Origin of the sequence: Streptomyces koelreuteriae (assembly GCF_018604545.1) — a bacterium.
Taxonomy (GTDB): Bacteria; Actinomycetota; Actinomycetes; order Streptomycetales; family Streptomycetaceae; genus Streptomyces; species Streptomyces koelreuteriae.
On record NZ_CP075896.1, the window covers coordinates 1,752,404 to 1,778,002 of the forward strand.

Below are 25,599 nucleotides of genomic sequence, written 5' to 3' on the forward strand. Positions count from 1 at the left end.
TCGAGCTCTTACCGGTAACTTCGCGGCAACCTAAGGGCAGCAGAAAGCGCTGTCAATGGGTGCTGCGGCAGTCAGGTGGGGCGTCCGTGTCGCGTTGGAATCGCGTCGAAGGTGGGTAGACCCCGGAGATCTACCGCCCGTTGTCCGTCGCAAGTTTCTGGATGCCCACCGACTCCTGCGAGGTGCCGCCGTGCCCGCGTTCGACCTGCCGCTGACGGAACTGCAGCGCCACCGCCCGGACTTGGCGGAGCCCGCCGACTTCGACGCGTTCTGGCTGAGCACGTTGAAGGAGGCCGGGCAGACCGATCCCCTGGTGTCGGTGCGGCCGGTGGAGACGGGGCTACGGCTGACCCGGACCTGGGACGTGACGTTCCGGGGTTTCGCGGGCGACCCGGTGCGGGCGTGGTTCAGCCGACCCGCCGGGGTCGACGAACCCCTGCCCGCCGTGGTCGAGTTCGCCGGGTACGGGCGCGGGCGCGGGCTTCCGCATGAGCGCCTGACGTGGGTGAACGCCGGGTACGCGCATCTGCTCATGGACAACCGCGGCCAGGGCGACCAGTACGGCTGCGGTGGCGACACCCCCGATCCGCACGCCGGGGCGCCGGGCGGGCCCGGGCCTGCCGTGCGCGGGCTGCTCACCCCCGAGGACTACCACTACCGACGCCTGATCACCGACGCCGTGCGGGCGGTCTCGGCGGTGCGGGCGCTGCCCGGCGTGGATGCCGGGCGGACCGTCGCGGCCGGCAACAGCCAGGGCGGCGGGGTGGCGTTGGCCGTCGCGGGACTCGTCCCCGATCTGGCGGCGCTGCTGGTCACCGCTCCCCTGCTGTGCGGCATCCGACGGGCCCTGGACCTCACGGACGCGGGGCCGTACGGGGAGATCGCCGCGTATCTGTCCGTCCACCGGGGCGCCGAGCGAGAGGCGTACCGCACGCTGTCGTACATGGAGGGCGTCTCCTTCGCCCGCCGGGCCTCGGCCGCCGCCCACTTCGGCGTGGGGTTGCGGGACACGGTCTGTCCGCCGAGTGGGGCGTACGGGGCCTTCAATGTCTACGGGGAGTCGGCGGGGGCGGACCCGGTGAAGGAGATCCACGCCTATCCGTTCAACGGGCACGAGGGTGGGGACGCGGTGCATGTACGGCGCCAACTGACCTGGGTGGCCGGGGTGCTCGGGGATGGTGCTTCGTAGGGCGCGGCTCGGGTCATAGCTGTGGGCGACCGGCCGGTGCCGTGTCCGCCGCAGCATGTGAACCACCATCGGGACCCCGGCCACGGGAACGCCGTGACCGGGGCCTCAGGATCAGTTGCCTCGGAGGGTGCCGACCGCCGCTAGTTCCGGTAGCGGAACACGATCCGGCCGCGCGTCAGGTCGTACGGCGGGAGTTCCACCAGCACCCGGTCCTCCAGCATGATTTTGATGTAGTTCTTGCGGATCTTCCCGCTGATGTGCGCGAGCACCCGATGGCCGTTCTCGAGTTCCACGGTGAACATGGCGCTGCGCAGGCACTCGACGACCTTGCCCTCGACTTCGATGACGTTCTTGTTCCTCGTCATCGCACCAGCTCCAGGTTGCTGCTCATCGGCCGGGCGCCGATGCCCTCGAACAGCGCCGAGGCCGCCCGGTTGGACTCGTCGACCTCGGTCCACGCCTCGGCGCATCCGGAGCGGTGCAGCGTCCCCAACGCGTGGGCCAGCAGCGCCCGCGCGATGCCGCGGCGCTGCTCTCCGGCCCGGACCGCGAGCAGCCCGATGCGGGGCCGGATCACCCTGACCACCCGGATCAGCCCCAGGTAGCGGTCCGCCGCCGCGGCCACCGCGTACATCGCCGGGTCGACGATGGTGTCGCCCTCGGGGCGGGCCATGACCTCAGCGGGCATCGACTGCCACCCGACACTCGCCTCGACTTCGTCACGGATCGCGCGGTCGACGGCCCGCAGCAGACGCTCGTCCGCCCGACCGGCCGGCACGATCGTCACGCCCGGAGGCGGCAGGACCGCTTCGAGCCCCGTGACGCGCGGGTCGGTCGGTACGGCGTACTCCCACTCGCGGCGCCGGACCGTGAACCCGGCCCGCCGCCAGCCGGCCGTCAGCTCGGCGTCGGCTTCGTCGACCACCGTGTACAGCGGCGCCGGCAGTTCCACCGACATCGCCTCGGCGAGCCGGTCGAAGGTGGCGTCATGCCAGGCGTCGATACTGACGAACAGGCGTCCGTCGGGCCGGTGTTGCGCATGCCCACGACCGACCACCAGATCGTCTTCCAGCGCATGCCATTGCCTGTCCGCGACGCGTGTGATCATCACCGCGTCCCCGCCCAGGCCGGCTGCGAAAGGCTTTGTGTCCATCGGCTTCTCCTCCCAGGAGTGCCTCGATCTCAGGCGCTCCTGGCGACACCGAATGTCAGCCGCCGGACCGTGACGGGTTGAGGGAGCACCCACGGGTAACTGTGTTCACGGGGCTCACCTCCCTACGACGACTTCACGGTCCACCACGAACGTAGCAACGGGGCGTCGCCTCGTTCCAATGATTTCCGCTGTCCTCGGCTGTGTGGCCCGTGTTTCCATGCGGGAGTGAACACCAAGAGCCCCGGGGTGACTGTCGAGAGTGTGCGCCCTCGGGTCCGGCCGAGGACCGATGGCGATGTCGAGGAGTGCGTACGGGTCCTCGCGGCGGTCCACGCGGGCGACGGCTATCCGGTCAACTGGCCCGATCAGCCCGGCGAGTGGCTGTCCGGCGGTCCGTTGCTGGGCTCCTGGGTCGCCGGACTCGAAGGCGGTCTGGTCGGGCATGTGAGTCTGTCGCGAGGCGGCGAAGACGATCTGGCGCCGGGGCTGTGGAGTGAGCGGAACGGGGCGACGCGGAGCATGACCGCCGTGGTCAGCAGGCTGTTCGTTGCCCCGCAGGCGAGGGGGCATGGGATCGGAGCGCTGCTGATCGGCCGGGCAGTGGAGGAGGCGCGGCATCGTGGCCTGCATCCGGTGCTCGACGTCGTCGCCTCCGACACCGCGGCGACGGCCCTGTACGAGCGGCTGGGCTGGGAGCTGATGGCCACGGTCGAGCAGCGGTGGAGTCCGGACCAGACGGTGGCCGTCCGCTGTTACGCGGCGCCCTTGTGACGTGGCCGGTCGTAGGGCGTTGGTAGCCTCGGCGGCATGGCTGCGGCAGGCGCGACGTGAGACATCCGAGCATCCAGCAGTTGCAGCTGTTTCTGCTCCTCGCCGAGGAGTTGCACTTCGGTCGGGCGGCGCGGCGGGCGTTCATGGCGCAGCCGACGTTCTCGCGGCACATCACCGTTCTGGAGGAGCGGTTGGGTGTCGCCGTGGTGGATCGGACGACGCGCAGGGTCGCTCTGAGCGCGGCGGGTGAGGCGCTCGTGGGGCGGGCCCGGGCCGTGGTGGAGGCGGCCGAGGAGCTGCGCCGCGAGGCGGAGAAGCAGGCCAACGCGGCCTCCGGCCGGATCGTGATCGGCTCGCTGGAGGCGATCACCGCGATGGACCCCGTCCCGGCCGTCCTGGAGGAACTGCGGGAGAACGTCCCGCAGGTGGAGGTCGACGTCGTACGCATGGGCTTCGACGCAGGACCGGCGATCCTGCGGGGCGAGGTCGACGCGGCGTTCCTGTTTCTGCCCGTGCCCGACGGCGTCCAGACGCTGGCCCTGTCCGGCGGGCCGCGCTGTGTGGCGATGGCCGACGGTCATCCGCTCGCCGCCCGGGACGCGCTGACCCTCGCGGACCTCGCCGACGAGCCCCGCATCGGCTGGTCGGAGCAGGTCCCGAAGGTGTTCCGGGACTTCTGGTCCGCCGACCCGCGACCGGACGGCACCCCCGTGCTGCGCACCGCGCACGCCATCGTCGACTACGAGAGCGCCCTGCCGCTGATCGCCATGGGGCAGGGCATCCAGTTGCCGCCGGACGCGACCCGCTGGCTCTACCCGCGCCGCGGAGTGTCGTACGTCGACGTCACCGACCTCCCACCCTGGACGGCCGCGCTGGGCTGGCTCCCGGGACGACGGGACGAGCCGCTCGTCGCCGCGCTGCGGCAGGCGGCACAGCGTGTTCTGCGCCGGGGCTAGGTGCGCTGTCCGGACAGGTTGGTGACGCGGCCGGCCGGGAGCATCCGGCCCCAGCCGCGCTCGACCGACTGGCGACATCGGTCAGGTTCGTCTCCTGCGCTGGTGAACAGTGCGGTCAGCATGGGCACTCCGTGAGCGAGCGCCTGGTGCGGCAGGGGTCCTGTGGCGACAAGTGAGGCGAGGCCGTGGCCGACGAGCCAGCTTTGTGTCGCCAGCTCCAGCGGGTCGACCTCGTCGCGGAAGCGACTGCTGGTCTTGGCCCGGTCGATGGCGCGAACGAGGCGGTGCAGTGTTTCGTCCGCGGCGCCGGTGTCTTCGAGGTCGAAGCCCGCGTCGAACATGACGCGGTAGAGATCGGGGTTCTCCATGGCATTGGCCAGGTAGGCGGCGCCCAGGGCGGCGAGGTCTCGTACCGGGTCCGCGGACATCTTGACGGCCGCGAGTCGGGCGGCCAGGCGTGTGAAGCCTTCCTGCCGCAACGCTTTCCACAGGCCGTCCATGCCGCCGAAGTAGGTGTAGACGGCCATCGTTGACACGCCGGTTCCGGCGACCAGGGTGCGGAGTGTGACCGGTTGCCTCGTCCGCAGCATCTGTGCGGCCCGGTCGAGCAGCAGAGAGCGGACCGCTGGATCCTTCGTCCTCGCCATGGCCCCACAATACATAGCATCGCTATACTTTCATGGGTGCTGATCCTGCTGCTCTCGACGCCACGAGGAAGAGGCCGTTCATGTCCGTGACGCTGGTCAATCCCGAGGGGTTGCCGAAGCCCGAGGTCTACCGGCAGTTGTCGGTCGCCACCGGATCGAAGCTGGTGTTCCTTGCGGGGCAGGTCGCCCGTGATGCCGACGGCCGCCCCGTGGGCGAGGGAGATTTCGCCGCCCAGGTCGAGCAGTGCTATCTCAACATCGCCACCGCGCTGGCCGGGATCGGTGGCTCCTTCGATGACGTGGCGAAGCTGACCGTCTACGTCGTCGACTGGAGTCCCGAGAAGATGCCGCTGCTGGGTGAGGGCGTGGGCCGGGCCGCAGCGAAGCTGGGCATCGATCCGGTCAAGCCGATCACCCTGCTGGGCGTTGCGGCGCTGGGGGAACCCGACCTTCTGGTCGAGGTCGAAGCCACCGCGGTCATCGAATAGCCGTATCACCGCGAGCAGGGGGACCGTGGGGCCGGAGCCGCTGCTGCCGTGAGCAGCAATCGGTGCGGCCGGTGACGGGAGCTGCCCGAACACCTCGGCCCCTGGACGACCGTCCACAAGCGCCACTTGCCGAGATCGGCCGACGGCGGCCACTCGCCATGACGAGCAGCGGCGATCAACGAGTGGCTGTGATCAGCACCTCCACAGGGAGTCCTACGCGACCCTGACCACGTACTTGCCCTGGACGCCGCCCGCCTCCAGCGCCCGATGGGCCGCCGCGGTCTCCTCCAGAGGGAAGACCGTGTCCACCGCGGGGCTCAGCTTGCCCTCGACCACATGGCGGGCGAGGTCGTCGAAGTGCGCCCGCTTGGGGTCGCCGCTGAAGAAGCGCACCCGGCCGTGTCCGTGCACCGTGCTGGCGGCGAGGTAGCCGAGCGACGCGGCGGGCCGTTTCAGGTCGAAGGCGATGGTGACCATGCGTCCGCCGGGATTCAGCAGGCCGCGGTAGGCCCGTAGTTCGGTCCCCGCGGTGTCCAGCACCACGTCGAAGCGGTCCAGTTCCCCAGGCCGCGCGATCCGGTGGTCGACGGCCTGGTGCGCGCCGAGCCCGCGGACGAAGTCGAGGTTGGCCGCACGGGCGAGGGCCGTGACCTCGGCGCCGTACGCCCGTCCGAGCTGGACGGCGGCATTGCCGACGCCGCCCGCCGCGCCCCGGACGAGGAGTCGTTCCCCGGGGCGCAGCCCGGCTTTGTCCCGCAGGGCGGTGACGGCCGTGGTGGCCACCGGCAGCGCGGCCGCGTCCACCAGATCCAGTCCGTCGGGGACCCGGCCGATCCGCTCGGCAGGCACGGTCACGTACTCGGCGGCGCTGCCGAACCCGGAGGTGCGGCCCAGGACCCCCCATACGCGGTCGCCATCCGCAAGCCGTGTGACTCCGGCACCCGATGCGGCGACCTCGCCGGTGAAGTCCAAGCCGACACGCTGGGGGAATTTCCGGCCGGTCACGAGGCGGACGCGGCCGGCACGGGCTGCCAGTTCCCCGCCGTTGACACTGAAGGCGTGCACCTTCACCAGCACCTCGCCGGCGGCCGGCTCGGGGCGTGGCACGCGGCCCAGGTACAGCACATCGGGGCCGCCGTAGCGGTCGTAGAGCACTGCCTTCATCATGCGGTCGTTCATCGTTCTGCCTTTGCCGCCGGTGGTCGTGGAGGGAACTGACACCGACGGTAGGCTCCTAATCGGACGCGATCGTCCGTTTGGACCTAAGCGAGAGGCAGTGATGGTGGAATCCTCTCGGATCGCAGCCGAGGACGGGCTGCGGGCCGACGCCCGGCGCAACCGGGAGCGCGTCCTCGCCGCCGCCCGTGCGGTCTTCGCGGAACACGGCATCGACGCCCCGATGGCGACCGTGGCGCGTCGGGCCGGAGTCGGCGTGGCGACGCTGTACCGGCATTTCCCGACCCGCGACGCCCTGGTGCGGGGCGCGTTCGCGCAGCAGATGGACACCTGCGTGCGGGCGCTCACCGAGGCTCTGGCCGCTCCTGACCCGTGGCAGGGATTCCAGCAGCTGATCGAGACGGTCTGCGCACTGCAACGGGAGGAACGCGGGTTCCCTGCCGCGTTCGTCGCGGCCTTCCCGGACAGCACGTCGGAGCACGCGCGGTCCCGGCGACGAGCCGAGCGGGACTTCACCACCCTGGTACGCAGGGCTCAGGCGTCGGGCGCTCTGCGGGCCGATTTTCACCCTTCCGACCTCGCCGTGGTCCTGTTGGCACACTGCGGTCTGGTGACCGCCCTGCCGGGCGACGGTGCGGCCTCCCGGCGCCTGGTGGCCTACCTGCTCCAGTCGTTCCGCGCCGACACGGCCGACGAGCCACTGCCTCCACCGACCGCGCTGACACTGCGCAGTCTCCCGATCGCGGCTGTCAGCCCCCAGCGGCAGCGGACCCCCAGAGCCTGACCGACACGGCACGTGCGGCAACCGTTTACAACCGCGCCCCTCGGCGCTAACTTCCGCAACAAGCGGGGTGGGAGCGCTCCCATTACGGTGGACCGGAACCCGCCCTGAAGTCGCCCCCACCCCGCGCATCCCCACACACGCATCCGCGAACCCGTATCCCAAGGAACGGATGATGCTGTCATGATCCTGACAAAAGAGCCCGGCAGGCTCCCGATGCGCCGATTAACGCTCCCCACCCGGGCCAAGTCCCTCTTCCTCGTCATGCTCTCCCTGCTCGTCACGGTCCCGGCCCTCGGTCTGGTCATGACGTCCGGTGGTGAGGCGGAGGCCCACGGCACGCCCATGAAGCCCGGCAGCCGTACCTTCCTGTGCTGGCAGGACGGTCTGACCGACACCGGCGAGATCAAGCCGGTCAACCCGGCCTGCCGGTCCGCCCAGCAGACCAGCGGCACCACGCCGTTCTACAACTGGTTCTCGGTGCTCCGCTCCGACGGCGCCGGCCGCACCCGGGGCTTCGTGCCGGACGGCGAGCTGTGCAGCGGCGGCAACACCAACTTCACCGGGTTCAACACCCCCAGCAAGGACTGGCCGCTCACCCATCTCACCTCGGGCGCGACGGTCGACTTCTCGTACAACGCCTGGGCGGCGCACCCGGGTTGGTTCTACGTCTACATCACCAAGGACGGCTTCGACCCGGCCAAGACGCTCACCTGGAACGACATGGAGGAACGGCCGTTCCTGAGCGTCGACCACCCGCCGCTGAACGGCTCCCCGGGCACGGTCGAGGCCAACTACTCCTGGACCGGCAAGCTCCCCGCCAACAAGTCGGGCCGCCACATCGTCTACATGGTCTGGCAGCGCTCCGACAGTCAGGAGACCTTCTACTCCTGCTCCGACATCGTCTTCGACGGCGGCAACGGCGAGGTGACCGGCATCAAGGAGCCGGGCAACCCCTCCGAGCCGGTGCCCGGCACCTGCACGGCCACCCGCAAGACGACCGGCAGCTGGAACGGCGGCTACCAGTCCGAGGTGACCGTCACCAACACCGGCACCGTCCCGATGCTCGGCTGGATGGTCGACTGGAACCTCCCGGCGGGCCACAAGATCGAGAGTTTGTGGAGCGGCAACGCGACCTACAACGGCCAGTCGGTGATGGTCCACAACGCCGGCTGGAACGGCTCCCTGGCTCCGGGCAAGAGCACGACCTTCGGCTATACCGCCACCGCTCCGGGCGGTGACAGTACGACGAGCCTGCCCTGCCGGGTGGGCTGAACCGGCGCTTCGCAAGACGGGCCCGGTGACCGGTGGAACCTCGGTCGCCGGGCTCGTTGCTGCCGGGTGACCGCACCCGCCCGGGTCAGAGGCCGTCCGCCGTGGCCAGGACACGGTGCAGGGCGGCCTCGGCCGGTGGGCCCCACGTCGCCTTGCCGCCGAGGCGGCCATGGACCCCGGCGTCCCCGATGATCATGCAGACGAGGGCCCGCGCGACGGCCCAGCCCCGGGCGCGGCGCCAGGTCGCGGGGTCGGCGGCCGGGCGGTAGAGATCGAAGAAGCGGTCGGCGGCGCCGTCCGGCAGCAGGTTCCAGGCGGCGGCGAGATCGCAGGCGGGGTCACCGGCGCAGAGATCGCCGAAGTCGATCACACCGCAGAAGGTGCCGTCGGCGGTGAGCACGTTGGCCGCGTGCAGGTCGGCGTGGATCCACACCGCCGGGCCCGTCCAGTCGGGCGCCGCGACGGCGTCGTCCAGGATCGCGCGGACCGCCTCCGGGTTCGCGACCAGGCCCAGCTCCGTGGCCGTGGCGAGTTGGTGGGCGAACCCCTCGGCGTGCTCGGACAACGGCCCGCCTCGGCTCCGGCCCACGGGTGCGCCCTCGGGGGCGGGGCGGTGCAGCGCCGTCAGGAAGGCGGCCAGGGCCTCGGCCGACTCCGCGGCACGGGTGGCGGGGGCGCGGTCGGCGGGGGCGCCCTGCACCCAGGTGGTGACGATCCAGGTGTGCGGAAAACGGTCGGAGGGCTCACCGAGGCGCTGCGGGACCGGAATCTCCAGGGGCAGACTCGGGGCGAGTTCGGGGAGCCAGGTGTGCTCCTTGCGCAGCAGCGCGTCCACGGGCCCCGTCGCCCAGGGCAGCCGCACGGCCAGGTCGTCACCGAGACGCCAGAGCTGGTTGTCCCAGCCGCGCGCACCGAGCCGCAGGGGGCGATCGGCCAGGTCGGGGTGCTGGTCGCGCAGCAACTCCCGGATCAGTTCCGGCGTGATCTCGATCTCGGTGTGGGTCATGCGGCGCAACGCTAGCCGGGCGGGAGCACGAAGGGGTACGAGTGGCCGGAAAACGCCGCGCGCCCGGACCGGCCATGCCGTATGCCCCATATGTCGCTGATATCCAGGTGTGCGATTCTGTTGTGTGGGTGCCCTGCCGCTCATGCGCGGCGTGGATCCGCCGTGTCGTCGTCGCCTGAGTTCCGGGGACTCCGAGTTCCGGGGACTCCCACCTGCCGGTGGCCGGCGGCACGGACGGGAGGTGGATGCGGAGATGCCCCATTACGGCGATGCCCGGGCCGCGGTCCCCGGTCTTCGGGCGCCGGGGAACGGGGGCACCGGTCCGCCTCGCCCCGCGCCGGAGCCGGCCGCGCGGGAGCGGGTCCTGGCGTTCGCCGGGGTGGCACTGGCGGCGGTGTACGTACGGAGCGAGGACGGCACGGAACTCCGCTCCGTGGAGTCGGCCGGCGCCGAGCCGGAGCGGTACGGGTTGCAGGGCTGTGTGCCGGTCGCGGAGGCGTCAGCCACCCCGGGACCTTCCGGGTCGCCCCCGCCCTCCCCCGGAGTCCCGCCCGCAGCCGAGGACGGAACCGGAAACGGAAACGGAAACGGAACGGGAAGCCTAACCGCGACCGGAAGCGGAGCCGAGGACGGCGGGCCGACCATCGCCAAGGCCTTCCGGAGCGGGCGGGCGTTGTGGCTCGGGAGCGCGGTGTCCGCCGGTCCGGAGGAAGGCGGAGCCTCCGCCGCCCCGCTCGGGGCGTTGCCGCTGGGCGCCGCCGGTGGGTGGCTGGGGTGTCTGCTGCTGGTGGGAGAGGCCGGGGAGGGCTTCGGGCCCGAGCAGCGGGAGTTCCTGGAGCGGTACGCCGAGGCGGTCGCCGGGCGGCTCCGGGGCGAGGCCGACCGGTGCGCCCCCTCCCCCGTGCTGGATCCGGCGCTGCGCGCCATGGGCGTCGGTTCCTTCGCCCTGGCTCCGGGCACCGGCCTGGTCGAGACGGACGAGGCCCTGCTCGAACTCGTCGGCATCCCCGAGAACGGCTTCGACGGCAAGACCGACACCCTGCTCTCGGCCTGCGTCCCGGAGGACGTCCCCGCCCTGATGTCGGTGATCGAACCGTCCGCGCAGACCCCGGGCCGCCGGGAACTGGAGTTCCGGATCCGCCGGCCCACCGGTGAACTGTGCTGGCTGCGCCTGAACTGCCGGGTGCGGAAGGGCCCTGACGGCGCTCCGGAGCGCGTGCTCGGCGTGGTGACCGCCGCCCCCGTGCTGCGCCGGTCCGCCAGCGACGTCGCCCGGATCCAGTGGCTGACGGCCGCGCTCGACGACGCCGTGACGGTCCGGGACGTCGGCCGTGTGGTCGTCGCCGCGCTGCGCGAGCCGCTGGACGCGGACCGGGTGGCGCTCGCCGAGCTGCTGGAGGACCGGCTGGCGGTCACCGTCCTCGATCCGCCGAGTGCCGGCGCCTGGCCGGACCTGTGGCGTGCCGAGTGGCGCTCGGAGTGGCCCGACGCGCCGGTCTCCGCCCTGCCCACGCTCCAGGCGGCGCTGCGGGACGGCCGTATGAGCCTGTGGCCGGCCGGGGCCGCGCTGGAACCCGGGCTGGAGGGGATCGGCCCCGGCGGGCTGGCGGTCCTGCCGCTGCCGGCCAAGAGCAGGGTGACCGGGGTGTGCCTGGTCGGCTGGGACGCGCCGCACGAGTTCGCCCCCGAGGAGCGGGCCCTGCTGACGGCGACCGCGGGGCTGGTGGGGCAGGCCCTGAAACGCGCGCACGCCTATGACGCCGAGCAGGAGCTGGCGACGATGCTGCAGCGCAGCCTGCTGCCGCGCCGGCTGCCCCGGCTGCCCGGGGGCACCGCCGTGGCCCGCTATCTGCCCGCCCGGCGCGGGCTCCAGGTGGGCGGCGACTGGTACGACGTGATCGCGCTGTCGGAGGGGAAGGTCGCCCTGGTCATCGGTGATGTGCAGGGGCACAGCGCCGGGGCCGCGACGATCATGGGCCAGATGCGGACCGCGGTCCGGGCCTACGCCGTGGAGGGCCATCCTCCGGACGTGGTCGTCGGGCACGCCAACCGGCTGCTCGTCGGCATGGAGACCGACCTCTTCGCCACCTGCTGCTATGTCGAACTGGACATGGAGGAGGGCAACGCGCTGTTCGTGCGGGCCGGGCATCTGTCCCCGCTGGTGCGTCTGCCCGACGGCGGCACCGAGGAGATCGCGGTGGAGGGCGGACTGCCGCTGGGCGTCCTCGCGGACGCGGAGTTCCCGCTGACGGCGCTGGCCCTGGCCCCGGGCTCGGTGCTCGCGCTGGTGACGGACGGTCTGGTCGAGTCGACCGATCTGCAGGTGGACGAGGGCATGCGGCTCGTGCGCGAGGCCCTCGCCGCGGCCGACCCCTCCGACCCGGGGCGGATGGCCGACGAGCTGCTGGGCGACGCCGGCCGCCGGGAGGACGACGTGGCGGTGCTGCTGCTGCGCTACGACGGGATGCGGGTGCGCCCGGTGCGGGCGGGCTGGGTGGTGTGGCGGCTGCCGGACGCGGTCATGCACGCCCGCCGGTTCAGCGCGCGCACGCTGCGCTCGTGGGACATCGTGGCCGAGGCCGACACCGTGCTGCTGGTGGTGTCGGAACTGGTCACCAACGCGCTGGTGCACACGCAGGGCGCGGTCCGGGTGGATCTGACGCTGGCCGCGGACCGGCTGCGGGTGACGGTGAGCGACTCCTCGCCGCGCGCGCCCGCCAAGCCGGTGGTGGTGGACTGGGAGTCGACGGGCGGCCGCGGGCTCTTCCTGGTCGAGGCGATGTCGACGGGCTGGGGTTCGGTGCCGGTCGGCGGCGGCAAGCAGGTGTGGAGCGAGATCGTCGTGTCCCGGCCGGGGCCGGAGGACGAGGAACCGGAACCCGAGCGGGGACCGGAACCGCCGCGGGCCGAGCCGGAGCGGGTGCCGGAGCCGGGCCGGACCTGGGACCGCGGCTGGAGCCTGGTCCGCGACCGGAGCTGGGGCATGGGCCGGGGCCGCGACCGGAACAAGGGCCGCGACCGGACTCCCGACCCACCCCTGGGCCGCCGGTTCCTCGGCCGGAACAGGGACCGGGACCGGACTCCGGACTCCCCCTCGGGCGACCGAGACCGTGGCCGAAGCAGGGACCGGGACTGGAACCCCGCCCCCGGCCGAACCGCCGGCCGGAGCCGATCGCGGCCCGACGAAGGAGGACCGCCGTGAGAGGGCGCAGCTGGCGTGTGTTCGTCGCTCTGATGGCCGGTGTCCTGGCCACCTCCCTGGTCGGCTGTACCGAGAGCGGAGAGGAGGGCGACGACAGCCTGACCCTCGGTCTGCTGCTGCCGAGCCGTGCGGTGCCCCGATGGGAGCAGTCCGACAAGCCCCTGATCGAGAAGCGGGTGAAGGAGCTGTGCCCCGAGTGCTCGGTGGTGTACGCCAACGCAGAGAACGACGCGGCGAGCCAGCGGCAGCAGATGAACTCCATGATCACCAGGGGTGTCTCGGCCCTGATCCTGGACGTCGTGGATCCCAAGGCCCTGCGTTCCTCGGTCCGGGCGGCGGACCGCGAGGGCATCCCCGTGGTCGCCTACGACCGGCTCGCCGAGGGCCCGATCTCGGGTTTCGTCAGTTTCAACGGCGGCCAGGTCGGCCGGCTCCAGGGCCAGGACCTGCTCAAGGGCATGGGGGCCAGGGCCGACGGCGGCGGCGTCGTCATGATGAACGGCGACCCCTCCAGCCCCAACGCCGCCTGGTACGAGGGCGGGTCCCGGTCCGTTCTCAAGGACAAGGTGCGGATCCTCAAGTCGTACAACACCCTGGGGTGGCGCACGGAGAACGCGAACGACCACATGTCCGCCGCGATCAGCGACCTCGGCCCGAACCAGATCGACGGCGTGCTGGCGGCCAACGACTCCATCGCCGCCGGTGTCATCGCGGCGCTCAAGAGCGCCCGTATCTCGCCGCTGCCCCCGGTCACCGGCCAGGACGCCGATCTCGACGCGGTGCGGCGCATCGTCGAGGGCGAGCAGTACATGACCGTCTACAAGCCCTTCCGGCTGGAGACCGAGGCGGCCGCCGCGATGGCCGTCGCCCTGGCGCGCGACAACGACCTCGACGCCCTCGTCACACGGAGCGTGGACAGCCCGACCACGAAGAACATCCCGGCGGTGCTGCTCACTCCGATCGCCGTGACGGCCGAGACGATCGGGCGGACGCTCGTCCGGGACGGCGTCTACACGATCGACCAGATCTGCACCCCGAAGCTCCGGCCGGCCTGTGACCGGATCGGGCTCACCCGGTGAGGGACGTGATTCCCCGTGGCCCATCCCCCTGTTCTGGCGTTGCGCGGCATCTCCAAGCGGTTCGGCGGCGTGCAGGCGCTCGTGGACGTCGACCTTCAGGTCCGGGCCGGTGAGGTCGTGGCCCTGGCGGGCGACAACGGCGCCGGCAAGTCCACGCTGATCAAGGTGATCTCCGGGGTCAGCCCCGCCGACCGGGGCATCGTCGAGTGGGAGGGGCGGCTCGTGCAGATCAAACGCCCGCACGACGCCCACGCCCTGGGCATCGCGACCGTCTACCAGGACCTCGCCATGTGCGACAACCTGGACGTCGTAGGCAATCTCTTCCTCGGCCGGGAGATCGACCGGGTCGGTGTCCTCGACGAGGTGGAGATGGAGCGCCGCTCCCGTGACCTGATGCGCGCCCTGTCGATCCGGATCCCCGATGTGCGGGTGCCGGTCGCGGCGCTGTCCGCCGGTCAGCGCCAGGCCGTCGCGATCTCCCGCTCGCTCATGGGCGCGCCCAAGGTGCTGCTGCTGGACGAGCCCACCGCCGCCCTGGGCGTGGAGCAGACCAGCCATCTGCTCGACCTCATCGAGGAGGTGCGCGACCGCGGGATGGCGATCATCCTGATCAGTCACAACATGGGCGACATCAAGGCCGTCGCGGACCGGGTGGCCGTGCTGCGGCTGGGGCGCAACAACGGTCTGTTCGACGTGAGCACGGTGACGCAGGAGCAGATCATCTCCTCGGTCACCGGGGCGGCGGACAACGCGGTGGCGCATCGCTCGAAGGGCGACGAGGAGGCCTGGCCGTGAGCCGGGGCGGGCCGCACCGGGACGGCGGACCGGGCAGCGCCGGTCCCCTGGCGCCCGACCGCGGGCCGCGCACCCGGGGCTGGTCCGGCAATCTGCGCGAGTACGCCCTGGAGGTGCGCGGCAGTGTGCGCGACAGCGAGCGCGGGCCGCTGCTGGTCATCGCCGGGCTGATCGTGATCTGGTGCGTCTTCCAGGGTCTGGACGACAAGTTCCTCTCGCCGCGCAACCTGTCCAACCTCGGCGTGGGCATCGTGGGGACCGGTCTGGTCGCCGTCGGCATCGTGTTCGTGCTGCTGATCCGGGAGATCGATCTGTCGGTCGGCTCGGTCAGCGGCCTGGCGGGCGCCTCGTTCGCCGTGCTGAACGTGAACCACGGGATGCCGGAGTGGCTCGCGGTGATCGTGGCGGTCGCGGTGGGCATGGCCGTGGGCGCCTTCCACGGGTTCTTCTTCGCCTCGCTCGGCGTGCCCGCGTTCGTCGTGACGCTGGCGGGCCTGCTGATCTGGAACGGCCTGACGCTCTACCTGCTGGGCGCGAGCGGCACGATCAACATCGACGAGGAGGGGCTGGTCGCCTCCCTGACCAGCCGCCACTTCGAGGACGACGCGGCGGCCTACACGGTGGCGGCGCTCGGCACGGCCGGGTACTTCCTGGCCGCCCGGCGCAAGCGCGCCCGGCATCTGGCCGCCGGGATGCCGCACCAGCCGACGGGTGATGTCTGGCTGCGCACCGGTCTGCTCGCGGCGGTCGCCTTCGCCGCCGCCTACACCCTCAACCGGTTCCAGGGGCTGCCGCTCGCGCTGCTGATCTTCCTGGTGGTGCTGGTCGTCTCGGACTACGTGCTGCGCCGCACCCGCTACGGGCGGCGGGTGTACGCGCTCGGCGGCGGGGTCGAGGCGGCGCGGCGGGCCGGTATCGGGGTGGAGCGGGTGCGGGTCGCGATGTTCATGGTGTCGGGAACGCTGGCCGCGTTCGGCGGGCTGTTCGTGGCCTCGGAGCTGACCTCGGCGAGCCCCACGACGGCCCGGGCCGCCGGTTCCGGGATGCTGCTGATCAACGCGATCGCGGCGGCCGTCATCGGCGGTACGAGTCTGTTCGGCGGGCGCGGCTCGCCCTGGTCGGTGCTGCTCGGGGTGCTGGTCATCCAGTCGATCGCCTCGGGGATGGGGCTGCTGGGGGTCGAGGACGCCGTGCAGTTCATGATCACCGGTGGGGTGCTGCTGGCCGCGGTGGCGGCCGACGCGCTCTCCAGACGCGGGGAGCCACGCCGGGACCGTCCGTGAATCATTCTTTCTTTTCCCTACGCCTAAGAAAGAGAAAGGTGGGTAAGGGCCGAAATGTCATGAAACGCAGCCGCCTCGCCCGGATGGCCCTGGCAGCCACGGCCGTCCTCGGCCTGGTCCTCGCCGGATGCGGTGACACCGACCCGCCCGGCGGCGAGCAGGCCGACCTCAAGGTGCTCGCGATGGACGTGCCCCAGGTGCAGACGCTCAAGAAGCTCACCAAGGAGCACTTCACCGCGGAGACGGGCATCACGGTCGACTACACCCTGCTGCCGGAGAACGAGGCGCGGGAGCGGATGAACCGCGAGTTCGCGACCCAGGGCGGTACCTACGACGTGGCGAGCGTCAGCGCGTACGAGGTGCCGATCTACTCGGACAACGGCTGGCTCGCCCCGCTGGACTCCTATGTGCGGGCGGACGAGGACTTCGACCAGGACGATGTCTTCCCCAACCTGGTGGCGTCGCTGACGGGGAAGGACGGCAAGATCTACGCCGAGCCCTTCTACGGCGAGGGCTCCTTCCTGATGTACCGCAAGGACCTCTTCCGCAAGGAAGGGCTGGTCATGCCGCCGAACCCGACCTGGAAGCAGGTCGCCGACCTCGCCGCCGAGGTCGACGGCGTGGACGGCACCAGCGGCATCTGTCTGCGCGGGCTGCCCGGCTGGGGCCAGAACCTCGCCCCGATCAACACGGTCGTCAACACCTTCGGCGGGTCCTGGTACGACATGGACTGGAACGCGCGCCTGAACTCCCCCGAGTTCAAGAAGGCCGTCGAGTTCTACGTCGATCTGCTCCGCTCGCACGGCCAGCCCGGCGCCGACCGGATGGGCGTGCTGGAGATCCTGGACAGCTTCGTCGAGGGCAAGTGCGCCATGATGTACGACGCCACGTCGCTGGCCTCGTCGGTGGAGGCCGACGGTTCCTCGGTCAAGGGCAAGGTGGGTTATGTCCCGGCCCCGCACGACAGGACCGACAAGGCCGGCTGGCTGTGGACCTGGGCGTGGGGCATACAGAAGGCCTCCGACGACAAGGACGCCGCGTGGGAGTTCATCTCCTGGGCCTCGTCCAAGGAGTACCAGGAGCAGGTCGGCCAGGAGATGGGCTGGACCGCGGCGCCCGCCGGCAACCGCAAGTCGCTCTACGCCAATCCCGAGTACCAGCAGGCGGCCGGCGCCTGGTACCGGCAGGAATACACGGCGGCGACGGACTCCGCCGACCCGAAGAGCCCCGGCGTGGGCCCCCGCCCCTACACCGGCATCGGCTTCCTGGGCATCCCGGAGTTCGCCGTGCTCGGCACGGCGGTCTCCCAGCAGATCGCCGCCGCCATCGCCGGTCAGCAGTCGGTGGACACGGCCCTGGACAAGGCCCAGGACCTCGCCCAGGCCGCGGCGGCGAAGTACCGGGGCGAGTGAGCCGACAGTCAGCGCCGCTCGGAGAGCTCCGGCACCTCGACCGGCAACGACGGCTCCCCCTCCGGCTCCGGGACCGGAGGCCCCTCATGATGAACGGGGTGTCCCCCGGCGCCCTCCACACCACTGCCAGCGCCGCTCGGAAGCTCCGGCACCTCGGCACGCAACGGCGGTTCGCCCTCCGCCTCTGGGGCGGGAGGCAGCTCCCCCTCCGCCTCCGGGACCAGAGGCAGCTCCCCCTCCGGCTCTGGGGCCGGGGGAAGTTCCACGGTGAACTCGGTGTGTCCGGGCGTGCTGCGTGCCGTGGCGCGGCCGCCGTGGGCCGTTGTGATCGCCTGGACGACGGCCAGGCCGAGGCCGGAGCCGGCGTCGCCGGGGGCGCGGCGGGAGCGTGAGGGGTCGGCGCGGGTGAAGCGGTCGAAGACCGAGGCGAGGAGGTGCGGGGGGATGCCGGGGCCGTCGTCCCGGACGCGGACGACGCGGCGCTCGGCGGTGGCCTCCACCGCGGCCACGACCGTGGTGCCGGGCGGGGTGTGGGCGCGGGCGTTGGCGAGCAGGTTCGCCACGGCCTTGCCCAGCCCCGTCTCGTCGCCGATGACCAGCGCCGACGCGTCGAGCCGCAGCGCCAGCCGCCAGGTGCGGTCCGGGTCGGCCGCCCGTGCCTCCTGGACGGCCTCGGCGACCAAGGCAACCAGGTCCACCTCGGCGGACCGCGGGGGCCGGCCCTCGTCCAGCCGGGCCAGCAGCAGGAGGTCCTCGACCAGGCCCGTCATCCGCGCCGACTCTGCGGAGACCCGGCGCCAGGCGAGCGTCGGCTCGACCGGGCCGGCGCCGCGGTTCATGAGCTCGGCGTATCCGGCGATCGAGGCGAGCGGGGTACGGAGTTCATGGCCGGCGTCGGCGAGGAAGCGGCGCATGCGTTCCTCGCTGCGGCGGCGTGCCGCACGGTCGCTCTCCACCTGGTCGATCATGCGGTTGAGCGCGGCGCCGACCTGCCCGGCCTCGCTGCCGGGGTCGGTGTCCGCCTCGGGCACCCGGGGCAGGCCGGTGGGCCGTTCGTGGCCGAGCGGCGCCCGGGCGAGATCGGCGGCGGTGGCGGCGACCCGGCCGAGGGGGCGCAGCTGACGCCGTACGACCACGGCACAGACGCCGCCCGCGACGGCGAGTCCGGCGGCTCCGACGACCGCCTCGACCAGGACCAGACGGTTCAGCACGTCCCGTACGTCGCCCATGGGGAGCCCGGCGAGGATCCGCACCCCGCTCGTCTCCAGCCCGGTGACCCGGTAGGTGCCGAGGCCGGGGACGGTCCGGGTGTGGGGTGTGCCGTCGGGGGCGATGCCGCGCAGGGCGGCGCGCTGGCCGGCGCTGAGGGCCCGGGGCGTGCGGTCCGGTCCGGTGACCGCAGCGGCGGTGACCGTGCCGTGTGCGTCGAGCCGGGCCGCGAGAGTTCCGTCGGGGTGGCCGTTCCCGTCGAGGAACGTCAGGTCGCGGTCGTCGCCGGGACGGAGCGAGGCCCCGGCCAGGCCGTGTTCGGCGGCCTCCGTGACCCGGCCGTCGAGATGGTCCAGCAGCAGGGCCCGTTGGGCGAGGACGGCGGCGAGCGCCGTCACGGCGCAGACGGCGACGAGGGCGGCGCCGATGCGGAGGAGGAGCCGGGTGCGCAGGGACCCGGGGGTGCCAGACATGTCCCGATCGTGTCCCGGTCCGCTGAGGGAACCCTGTGTTCCGGCTGAGCACGGGCGATGTCCCTGCGGGAACGGCGCGGGCCGCGCCCCCGGTCACCCGGGAACGCGGCCCTCGAACTGCCTCGAACTGCCCTACCGGTCCGCTTACTTGCGGATCAGGCTGCGCAGCACGTACTGCATGATGCCGCCGTTGCGGTAGTAGTCCGCCTCGCCGGGGGTGTCGATGCGGACGACCGCGTCGAACTCGACGCCGGTGTCGGTGGTGACCTTCACCGTGCGCGGGGTGGTGCCGTTGTTGAGCTCCTCGACACCGGTGAAGGAGAAGGTCTCCTCGCCGGTCAGGCCGAGGGACTCGGCGGAGGCACCCTCGGGGAACTGGAGCGGCAGGACGCCCATGCCGATGAGGTTCGAGCGGTGGATGCGCTCGTACGACTCGGTGATGACGGCCTTGACGCCGAGGAGCGCGGTGCCCTTGGCGGCCCAGTCGCGGGACGAGCCGGAGCCGTACTCCTTGCCGCCCAGGATGACCAGCGGGATGCCCTGGTCGATGTAGTTGCGCGAGGCGTCGTAGATGAACGACACCGGGCCGTCGGCCTGGGTGAAGTCGCGGGTGTAGCCGCCCTCGGTGCCCGGCGCGAGCTGGTTGCGCAGGCGGATGTTGGCGAACGTGCCGCGGATCATGACCTCGTGGTTGCCTCGGCGGGAGCCGTAGGAGTTGAAGTCACGACGCTCCACACCGTGCTCGGTGAGGTACTTGCCGGCCGGGGTGTCGGCCTTGATGGCACCGGCGGGCGAGATGTGGTCCGTCGTCACCGAGTCGCCCAGCTTGGCGAGCACACGGGCGCCGGAGATGTCGGAGACCGGGGTGGTCTCCATCGTCATGCCCTCGAAGTACGGGGGCTTGCGGACGTAGGTCGACTCGGCGTCCCACTCGAAGGTGTTGCCGGTCGGGATCGGCAGCGCCTGCCACTGGGCGTCGCCCGCGAAGACGTCCGAGTAGGACTTGGAGAACATGTCCTCGCCGATGGCGTTGGCGACGACGTCGTTCACCTCGGCCTCGGAGGGCCAGATGTCCGCGAGGAAGACCGGCTTGCCGTCCTGGTCGGTGCCCAGGGCGTCACGCGTGATGTCGACCTTCATGGAGCCGGCGATCGCGTAGGCCACGACCAGCGGCGGGGACGCCAGGTAGTTCATCTTGACGTCGGGGTTGATACGGCCCTCGAAGTTCCGGTTGCCGGAGAGGACCGAGGTGACCGCGAGGTCGTGGTCGTTGACGGCCTTGGAGACCTCGTCCGGCAGCGGGCCGGAGTTGCCGATGCAGGTGGTGCAGCCGTAGCCGACGAGGTTGAAGCCGACCTTGTCGAGGTACGGGGTGAGGCCCGACTTCTCGAAGTAGTCGGTGACGACCTTGGAGCCCGGGGCGAGGGTGGTCTTGACCCACGGCTTGCGGGTCAGGCCCTTCTCCACCGCCTTCTTGGCCACCAGGGCGGCGGCGACCATGACGTACGGGTTGGAGGTGTTGGTGCAGGAGGTGATGGCCGCGACCGTCACCGCACCGTGGTCGATCTCGTACGACGTGCCGTCGGGGGCGGTCACGGTGACCGGGTTGGACGGGGCGCCGTTCGGGGCGACGGCCGGGGCGTCGGAGGCCGGGAAGGACTCCTTGCCGGACTCGTCGACGGTGTCGACGTAGTTGAGGACGTCCTGCTTGAACTGCTCGGCGGCGTTCGCGAGGACGATACGGTCCTGCGGGCGCTTCGGGCCGGCGATGGAGGGGACGACCGTCGACAGGTCGAGCTCGAGCTTCTCGGAGAAGTCGGGCTCGGCGGCCGGGTCGAGCCAGAGGCCCTGCTCCTTGGCGTACGCCTCGACGAGCGCGACCTGCTGCTCGGAGCGGCCGGTGAGCTTGAGGTAGTTCAGGGTCTCGCCGTCGATCGGGAAGATCGCGGCGGTGGAGCCGAACTCCGGCGACATGTTGCCGATGGTGGCGCGGTTGGCGAGCGAGGTGGCGGCGACGCCCTCGCCGTAGAACTCGACGAACTTGCCGACGACGCCGTGCTTGCGCAGCATCTCGGTGATCGTGAGGACCAGGTCGGTGGCGGTCGTGCCGGCCTTGAGCTCACCGGTCAGCTTGAAGCCGACGACGCGCGGGATGAGCATGGAGACCGGCTGGCCGAGCATCGCGGCCTCGGCCTCGATGCCGCCGACGCCCCAGCCGAGGACGCCCAGGCCGTTGACCATGGTGGTGTGCGAGTCGGTACCGACGAGGGTGTCGGGGTAGGCCTGGCCGTTACGGACCATGACCGTGCGCGCCAGGTGCTCGATGTTCACCTGGTGGACGATGCCGGTGCCGGGCGGGACGACCTTGAAGTCGTCGAACGCGGTCTGGCCCCAGCGCAGGAACTGGTAGCGCTCGCGGTTGCGGCCGTACTCCAGCTCGACGTTCTGCGCGAAGGCGTCGTTGGTGCCGAACTTGTCGGCGATGACGGAGTGGTCGATGACCAGCTCGGCCGGGGAGAGCGGGTTGACCTTCGCGGGGTCGCCGCCGAGCTCCTTGACGGCCTCACGCATGGTGGCGAGGTCGACGACACAGGGCACGCCGGTGAAGTCCTGCATGATCACGCGGGCCGGCGTGAACTGGATCTCCTGGGAGGGCTGGGCCTGCGAGTCCCAGCCGCCAAGGGCGCGGATGTGGTCGGCGGTGATGTTCGCGCCGTCCTCGGTGCGGAGGAGGTTCTCCAGCAGCACCTTCAGGCTGTAGGGGAGGCGCGCGGCGCCCTCGACCTTGTCCAGCCGGAAGATCTCGTACGACTCGTCGCCCACCTGCAGCGTGCTGCGGGCGTCGAAGCTGTTCGCCGACACGACAGTCTCCTTCATTGATGTGCGCGTACCACCACGATCCTGCCGCGACGACTACTTGGCCGATCCGCTAAGGTAAGGCTAAGTTAGGTAGGCCTTACCGCCGGACCGGTGGTGCCGCGCGGCTGCGGTGTCACCTCGGCAGATATCTCGATGTCGAGATAACTCTAATACACGAGGGCCGGATGGTCATGCCCGGACCGGTCCCTGTCTCCGCCCTGCCTCGGCGGGCCCGCGCCGCCCTGCGGCCACGGCACCCCCGGCCATGGCGGGAAAGCACTGCCTGAGCCGCCCGGGGCGCCACAGGATGGCCTTATGACGATCACCTCACAGGCCCTGTCCTTCGACAAAGCCGCCGCGGAGTACGCCGCGAACCGCCCCTCCTATCCGCCCGCGCTGCTCGACGCCGTCGAGGAACTCGCCGGGCGCCCCTTGAGCGGCTCCCGCGTCGCGGACATCGGCGCGGGCACCGGCCTGGCGACCGCCCTCCTCCATGCCCGAGGCGCACGCGTCGTCGCGGTGGAGCCGGGCTCCGGGATGGCCTCCCAGTTCCGTCGCGGACTGCCCGACGTGCCCGTCGTGCTCGGCAGTGGCAACGCCTTGCCGCTCGCCTCCGAGTCCGTCGACCTCCTCACCTACGCCCAGGCCTGGCACTGGACCGATCCGCGCGAGTCCGTCCCGGAGGCCCTGCGCGTCCTGCGCCCCGGCGGCGCGCTCGCCCTCTGGTGGAACGACTCGGACGGCAGCGCCCCCTGGATCGCCGACCAGGACGCCCGCCTGCGCCGCCTCTTCGGCGCCGAGGAAGGCGCACCCGACCCCCTGGCCCGCTTCCGCGGGCTTCCGGCGGAACTCGACTTCGCCCGGCGGCAGGTGTCGTGGACCAGGAGCGTGCCGCTCGACACCCATCTCGCGAACCTCGCCAGCTACTCCGACTTCCTGGTCCTCGGCGAGGACGCCACCAAGACCTTCCTCGCCGAGGAACGCGACCTGCTGACGCGCGCCTTCCCGAACGGCGCCGTCGAGGAGCGCTACGTGGTCAGCCTGGCCGTCGCCGTCCGATGACGAGGTGCCTCAGCCCGATCCCGGGGTAACCGAACCAGGTATCCACACCACGAACGGAAGGGAGACAGGCATGCCGCTCACGTTCCGCAAGAGTTTCCGGATCCTTCCGGGGGTGCGACTGAACATCAACAAGCGCTCCTGGTCCATCACCACCGGCGGCGGGAAGAACGGCCCGCGGTACACGCGCAGCAGCACAGGACGTCGTACGACATCGATGGATTTGCCCGGACCTTTCGGATGGCGGCGCACCACCAAGGCGCGGCGGCACTGAGCCCGCCGGGCGGGCCGGGCGGCGGGATTGACGTCCCGTCACCCGGATGGACCCCCCTACCAGGCTCCATCTCATATCTGAGATAACCTCAACCTCATGGCAGACGACTACCTCGTACGCATCGGCAAGCTCATCCGTGACGCCCGGCAGCACCGGGGCTGGACGCAGTCGCAGCTTGCCGAGGCGCTCGGCACCAGCCAGAGCGCCGTCAACCGGATCGAGCGCGGCAACCAGAACATCAGCCTTGAGATGATCGCGCGCATCGGGGAGGCCCTCGACAGCGAGATCGTGTCGCTCGGCTACGCCGGTCCGATGCATCTGCGGGTGGTCGGCGGGCGCCGGCTGTCCGGCGCCATCGACGTGAAGACGAGCAAGAACGCGTGCGTGGCGCTGCTGTGCGCCTCACTGCTCAACCAGGGGCGCACCGTGCTGCGTCGCGTCGCCCGGATCGAGGAGGTCTACCGCCTCCTGGAGGTGCTGGGCTCCATCGGCGTCCGCACCCGGTGGATCAACGACGGTGTCGACCTGGAGATCGTGCCGCCGGCCGAGCTGGACCTGGCGGCGATCGACGCGGACGCGGCCCGCCGCACCCGCTCGATCATCATGTTCCTCGGCCCGCTGCTGCACCGCATGGACCACTTCAAGCTGCCGTACGCCGGCGGCTGCGACCTCGGCACGCGCACGGTCGAGCCGCACATGATCGCGCTGCGCCGGTTCGGCCTCGACATCGCCGCGACCGAGGGCCAGTACCACGGCGTGGTGGACCGCTCGGTCCGCCCCGAGCGTCCGATCGTGCTGACCGAGCGCGGCGACACCGTCACCGAGAACGCGCTGCTCGCCGCCGCCCGGCACGACGGCATCACCGTCATCCGCAACGCCTCCTCCAACTACATGGTCCAGGACCTGTGCTTCTTCCTGGAGGCGCTCGGCGTCAAGGTCGACGGCATCGGCACCACCACGCTCACCGTGCACGGCGTGCCCACCATCGACGTCGACGTGGACTACTCCCCCTCCGAGGACCCGGTCGAGGCGATGAGCCTGGTCGCCGCGGCCGTCGTCACCGAGTCGCAGCTGACGGTTCGCCGGGTGCCGATCGAGTTCCTGGAGATCGAGCTGGCCGTGCTCGAGGAGATGGGCCTCGACCACGACCGCACGCCCGAGTACTTCGCCGACAACGGCCGCACCCGGCTGGTGGACCTCACCGTCCGGCCCTCCAAGCTGGAGGCGCCGATCGACAAGATCCACCCCATGCCGTTCCCCGGCCTGAACATCGACAACGTCCCGTTCTTCGCGGCCATCGCGGCGGTCGCCCAGGGCCAGACCCTCATCCACGACTGGGTCTACGACAACCGCGCCATCTACCTGACCGACCTGAACCGCCTCGGCGGCCGCCTCCAGCTCCTCGACCCCCACCGCGTCCTGGTCGAGGGCCCGACCCGCTGGCGCGCCGCCGAGATGATGTGCCCGCCCGCCCTGCGCCCCGCCGTGGTCGTCCTCCTGGCGATGATGGCGGCCGAGGGCACGTCGGTGCTGCGCAACGTGTACGTCATCAACCGGGGTTACGAGGACCTGGCGGAGCGGCTGAACTCGATCGGGGCGCAGATCGAGACGTTCCGCGACATCTGAGGCCGCCGGGCGGTCAGTACAGCTTGTTGACGGCCGTGACGGTGGTCTTCTTGAAGTCGGCCACCTGGGCGTGCTGGAAATTGCCCATCTGGCCCCACAGGACGACCGTCACGGTCCGGCCGTCGCGGCCGACCGAGAACAGGCCGATGTCGGAGGAGCCCCACGCCGAGGCGGTGTGGAGGCCGTAGACGTGGGCGCCCTCCTCGACGTTCAGCCGGCCGTAGGACTTCTGCGTCGCCGTCAGGTCGGGGTCCTGCTCCATCAGCTTCTTCGCGCAGCCGGTGATGTCCTCGCGCAGCAGCGCCGCGAAGTCCTTGGCGCGCTGTTCGGTGCGCTCCACGACCGTGATCTGCTGGGCGTTGGTGTCGAACTCCGTCCCGTAGGAGCGGTGGCTCGCGATGGACGGCAGGGCCTCGCCCACGCAGAGCGGCAGCGGGTCGGGCTGACCGGCCGTGACGGGTCCGGCGTACCAGGGCGAGGTCGGGTGCGGCGGCAGTTCGGCCGGCTTCAGGAACCGGGGTGTGGCGGCGGCCGGTGCGGTGGCGGCGGCAGCGGGTACCGCGACTGCGGCGACAGCGGCCGCGGCCGCCAGCGCGGCCACGGTGGTACGGATGCCTCGGGCGCGGATCTGCACGGTCTTCCCCATGTTTCCCCCATGATCTTCGTCTCGAATGCACGGACTTCAGCCCTTGCACCCCGTACGACCCGCCACCGCCCGGATACGTTGCCCTGCCCGCCCGCTACGGATTCGTCCCGAATGTCACCGGCGCGCTACGGACCAGGGCGCCACGCCAGGGACGGCTTCCGGACAAGCTGAGGAAGTCCGTGGTCGGCTTCACAGCGGCGACCGGACAGGCCCGGCCCTTTCAGGGCGTAAAGCGACCGA

At 71.4% G+C, this 25,599-nt stretch carries 22 protein-coding genes and 1 pseudogene; 14 read left to right on the plus strand and 9 right to left on the minus strand.

All coding sequences use genetic code 11. The features are described 5' to 3' along the window. Nucleotides 1-190 precede the first annotated feature (190 nt). Nucleotides 191-1,189 carry an acetylxylan esterase gene (locus tag KJK29_RS07670; protein WP_215117959.1) on the plus strand — a complete coding sequence of 333 codons (999 nt, stop codon included), beginning with the start codon at nt 191-193 and terminating at the stop codon, nt 1,187-1,189. Between the two features lie 140 nt (nt 1,190-1,329). On the opposite strand, the gene infA is transcribed toward KJK29_RS07670, so the two are convergent. Together infA and KJK29_RS07680 are read right to left on the minus strand one after the other, a co-directional pair. After that, nucleotides 1,330-1,554, minus strand: a complete 225-nt coding sequence (gene infA, locus KJK29_RS07675) for a translation initiation factor IF-1 (RefSeq protein ID WP_123099872.1) — start codon at nt 1,552-1,554, stop codon at nt 1,330-1,332. Then, nucleotides 1,551-2,342: a GNAT family N-acetyltransferase gene (locus KJK29_RS07680; RefSeq protein WP_215117960.1), complete on the minus strand. Its 792-nt coding sequence runs from the start codon at nt 2,340-2,342 to the stop codon at nt 1,551-1,553. The genes infA and KJK29_RS07680 overlap by 4 nt, the downstream gene beginning before the upstream one ends. A gap of 261 nt (nt 2,343-2,603) precedes the next feature. On the opposite strand from KJK29_RS07680, the gene KJK29_RS07685 reads away from it, so the two are divergent. Both KJK29_RS07685 and KJK29_RS07690 read left to right on the plus strand, forming a co-directional pair. Beyond that, nucleotides 2,604-3,113 (plus strand): GNAT family N-acetyltransferase, encoded by a 510-nt coding sequence (locus KJK29_RS07685; protein ID WP_251058080.1) that lies wholly within the window; start codon nt 2,604-2,606, stop codon nt 3,111-3,113. 56 nt (nt 3,114-3,169) lie between these two features. Continuing rightward, nucleotides 3,170-4,069, plus strand: coding sequence for a LysR family transcriptional regulator (locus KJK29_RS07690; RefSeq protein WP_215117962.1), 900 nt, complete (start codon nt 3,170-3,172; stop codon nt 4,067-4,069). Here KJK29_RS07690 and KJK29_RS07695 read toward each other — a convergent pair. Further along, nucleotides 4,066-4,716 carry a TetR/AcrR family transcriptional regulator gene (locus tag KJK29_RS07695; protein ID WP_215117963.1) on the minus strand — a complete coding sequence of 217 codons (651 nt, stop codon included), beginning with the start codon at nt 4,714-4,716 and terminating at the stop codon, nt 4,066-4,068. The two genes, KJK29_RS07690 and KJK29_RS07695, sit on opposite strands and share 4 nt — an antisense overlap. A gap of 80 nt (nt 4,717-4,796) precedes the next feature. Here KJK29_RS07695 and KJK29_RS07700 point away from each other — a divergent pair, with 80 nt between their 5' ends. Then, the gene (locus tag KJK29_RS07700; protein WP_099284266.1) at nt 4,797-5,204 is read left to right on the plus strand and encodes a RidA family protein; all 408 of its coding nucleotides are present in this window, start codon (nt 4,797-4,799) and stop codon (nt 5,202-5,204) included. Between the two features lie 213 nt (nt 5,205-5,417). On the opposite strand, the gene KJK29_RS07705 is transcribed toward KJK29_RS07700, so the two are convergent. Then, nucleotides 5,418-6,383, minus strand: a complete 966-nt coding sequence (locus KJK29_RS07705; protein WP_215117964.1) for an NAD(P)-dependent alcohol dehydrogenase — start codon at nt 6,381-6,383, stop codon at nt 5,418-5,420. Nucleotides 6,384-6,483: 100 nt separating this feature from the next. Here KJK29_RS07705 and KJK29_RS07710 point away from each other — a divergent pair, with 100 nt between their 5' ends. Next, the gene (locus tag KJK29_RS07710; RefSeq protein WP_215117965.1) at nt 6,484-7,164 is read left to right on the plus strand and encodes a TetR/AcrR family transcriptional regulator; all 681 of its coding nucleotides are present in this window, start codon (nt 6,484-6,486) and stop codon (nt 7,162-7,164) included. A gap of 180 nt (nt 7,165-7,344) precedes the next feature. Then, nucleotides 7,345-8,436 carry a lytic polysaccharide monooxygenase auxiliary activity family 9 protein gene (locus KJK29_RS07715; protein WP_370869119.1) on the plus strand — a complete coding sequence of 364 codons (1,092 nt, stop codon included), beginning with the start codon at nt 7,345-7,347 and terminating at the stop codon, nt 8,434-8,436. An 85-nt stretch (nt 8,437-8,521) separates the two neighbouring features. Here KJK29_RS07715 and KJK29_RS07720 read toward each other — a convergent pair whose 3' ends face one another. Together KJK29_RS07720 and KJK29_RS07725 are read right to left on the minus strand one after the other, a co-directional pair. Continuing rightward, nucleotides 8,522-9,442, minus strand: a complete 921-nt coding sequence (locus tag KJK29_RS07720) for an aminoglycoside phosphotransferase family protein (RefSeq protein WP_215117966.1) — start codon at nt 9,440-9,442, stop codon at nt 8,522-8,524. 261 nt (nt 9,443-9,703) lie between these two features. Beyond that, nucleotides 9,704-9,949, minus strand: coding sequence for a hypothetical protein (locus KJK29_RS07725; protein WP_215124620.1), 246 nt, complete (start codon nt 9,947-9,949; stop codon nt 9,704-9,706). Between KJK29_RS07725 and KJK29_RS07730 the strand changes: the two are divergent. The 5 genes and pseudogenes from KJK29_RS07730 to KJK29_RS07750 form a co-directional block, all read left to right on the plus strand. After that, nucleotides 9,924-12,302, plus strand: a pseudogene (locus tag KJK29_RS07730) (SpoIIE family protein phosphatase); the annotation flags it as partial. The gene KJK29_RS07725 and the pseudogene KJK29_RS07730 overlap by 26 nt on opposite strands. A gap of 338 nt (nt 12,303-12,640) precedes the next feature. Continuing rightward, entirely contained in the window at nt 12,641-13,723 is a 1,083-nt protein-coding gene (locus tag KJK29_RS07735) for a substrate-binding domain-containing protein (RefSeq protein WP_251057738.1), read from the plus strand. Between the two features lie 15 nt (nt 13,724-13,738). Beyond that, entirely contained in the window at nt 13,739-14,518 is a 780-nt protein-coding gene (locus KJK29_RS07740; protein ID WP_215117967.1) for an ATP-binding cassette domain-containing protein, read from the plus strand. Continuing rightward, entirely contained in the window at nt 14,515-15,801 is a 1,287-nt protein-coding gene (locus KJK29_RS07745) for a sugar ABC transporter permease (protein ID WP_370869120.1), read from the plus strand. The genes KJK29_RS07740 and KJK29_RS07745 overlap by 4 nt, the downstream gene beginning before the upstream one ends. 59 nt (nt 15,802-15,860) lie before the next feature. Continuing rightward, nucleotides 15,861-17,213 carry an ABC transporter substrate-binding protein gene (locus KJK29_RS07750; protein WP_215117968.1) on the plus strand — a complete coding sequence of 451 codons (1,353 nt, stop codon included), beginning with the start codon at nt 15,861-15,863 and terminating at the stop codon, nt 17,211-17,213. Between the two features lie 8 nt (nt 17,214-17,221). On the opposite strand, the gene KJK29_RS07755 is transcribed toward KJK29_RS07750, so the two are convergent. Together KJK29_RS07755 and acnA are read right to left on the minus strand one after the other, a co-directional pair. Continuing rightward, the gene (locus tag KJK29_RS07755; RefSeq protein ID WP_251057739.1) at nt 17,222-18,895 is read right to left on the minus strand and encodes a sensor histidine kinase; all 1,674 of its coding nucleotides are present in this window, start codon (nt 18,893-18,895) and stop codon (nt 17,222-17,224) included. 144 nt (nt 18,896-19,039) lie between these two features. Continuing rightward, nucleotides 19,040-21,757 (minus strand): aconitate hydratase AcnA, encoded by a 2,718-nt coding sequence (gene acnA, locus KJK29_RS07760; RefSeq protein ID WP_285439949.1) that lies wholly within the window; start codon nt 21,755-21,757, stop codon nt 19,040-19,042. A 312-nt stretch (nt 21,758-22,069) separates the two neighbouring features. Here acnA and KJK29_RS07765 point away from each other — a divergent pair, with 312 nt between their 5' ends. The 3 genes from KJK29_RS07765 to KJK29_RS07775 all read left to right on the plus strand — a co-directional run bounded on the left by KJK29_RS07765 (nt 22,070) and on the right by KJK29_RS07775 (nt 24,713). Beyond that, complete coding sequence (locus tag KJK29_RS07765) at nt 22,070-22,816, plus strand: class I SAM-dependent methyltransferase (RefSeq protein ID WP_215117970.1); 747 nt, start codon at nt 22,070-22,072, stop codon at nt 22,814-22,816. 70 nt (nt 22,817-22,886) lie between these two features. Continuing rightward, nucleotides 22,887-23,087 (plus strand): DUF4236 domain-containing protein, encoded by a 201-nt coding sequence (locus KJK29_RS07770; protein WP_033308449.1) that lies wholly within the window; start codon nt 22,887-22,889, stop codon nt 23,085-23,087. A 96-nt stretch (nt 23,088-23,183) separates the two neighbouring features. Further along, complete coding sequence (locus tag KJK29_RS07775; protein ID WP_215117971.1) at nt 23,184-24,713, plus strand: helix-turn-helix domain-containing protein; 1,530 nt, start codon at nt 23,184-23,186, stop codon at nt 24,711-24,713. 13 nt (nt 24,714-24,726) lie between these two features. Here KJK29_RS07775 and KJK29_RS07780 read toward each other — a convergent pair whose 3' ends face one another. Continuing rightward, complete coding sequence (locus KJK29_RS07780) at nt 24,727-25,359, minus strand: hypothetical protein (RefSeq protein WP_215117972.1); 633 nt, start codon at nt 25,357-25,359, stop codon at nt 24,727-24,729. Nucleotides 25,360-25,599: the final 240 nt, after the last annotated feature.

Excerpts from the sequence above, each read along its gene's own strand:
- KJK29_RS07780 (WP_215117972.1), bottom strand. The coding sequence starts at position 25,359 with ATGGGGAAGACCGTGCAGATCCGCGCCCGAGGCATCCGTACCACCGTG.
- KJK29_RS07770 (WP_033308449.1), top strand. The coding sequence starts at position 22,887 with ATGCCGCTCACGTTCCGCAAGAGTTTCCGGATCCTTCCGGGGGTGCGA.
- KJK29_RS07750 (WP_215117968.1), top strand. The coding sequence starts at position 15,861 with ATGAAACGCAGCCGCCTCGCCCGGATGGCCCTGGCAGCCACGGCCGTC.
- KJK29_RS07715 (WP_370869119.1), top strand. The coding sequence starts at position 7,345 with ATGATCCTGACAAAAGAGCCCGGCAGGCTCCCGATGCGCCGATTAACG.
- KJK29_RS07775 (WP_215117971.1), top strand. The coding sequence starts at position 23,184 with ATGGCAGACGACTACCTCGTACGCATCGGCAAGCTCATCCGTGACGCC.
- KJK29_RS07695 (WP_215117963.1), bottom strand. The coding sequence starts at position 4,716 with ATGGCGAGGACGAAGGATCCAGCGGTCCGCTCTCTGCTGCTCGACCGG.
- KJK29_RS07700 (WP_099284266.1), top strand. The coding sequence starts at position 4,797 with ATGTCCGTGACGCTGGTCAATCCCGAGGGGTTGCCGAAGCCCGAGGTC.
- KJK29_RS07705 (WP_215117964.1), bottom strand. The coding sequence starts at position 6,383 with ATGAACGACCGCATGATGAAGGCAGTGCTCTACGACCGCTACGGCGGC.
- KJK29_RS07680 (WP_215117960.1), bottom strand. The coding sequence starts at position 2,342 with ATGGACACAAAGCCTTTCGCAGCCGGCCTGGGCGGGGACGCGGTGATG.
- KJK29_RS07720 (WP_215117966.1), bottom strand. The coding sequence starts at position 9,442 with ATGACCCACACCGAGATCGAGATCACGCCGGAACTGATCCGGGAGTTG.
- KJK29_RS07710 (WP_215117965.1), top strand. The coding sequence starts at position 6,484 with ATGGTGGAATCCTCTCGGATCGCAGCCGAGGACGGGCTGCGGGCCGAC.
- KJK29_RS07765 (WP_215117970.1), top strand. The coding sequence starts at position 22,070 with ATGACGATCACCTCACAGGCCCTGTCCTTCGACAAAGCCGCCGCGGAG.
- KJK29_RS07755 (WP_251057739.1), bottom strand. The coding sequence starts at position 18,895 with ATGTCTGGCACCCCCGGGTCCCTGCGCACCCGGCTCCTCCTCCGCATC.
- infA (WP_123099872.1), bottom strand. The coding sequence starts at position 1,554 with ATGACGAGGAACAAGAACGTCATCGAAGTCGAGGGCAAGGTCGTCGAG.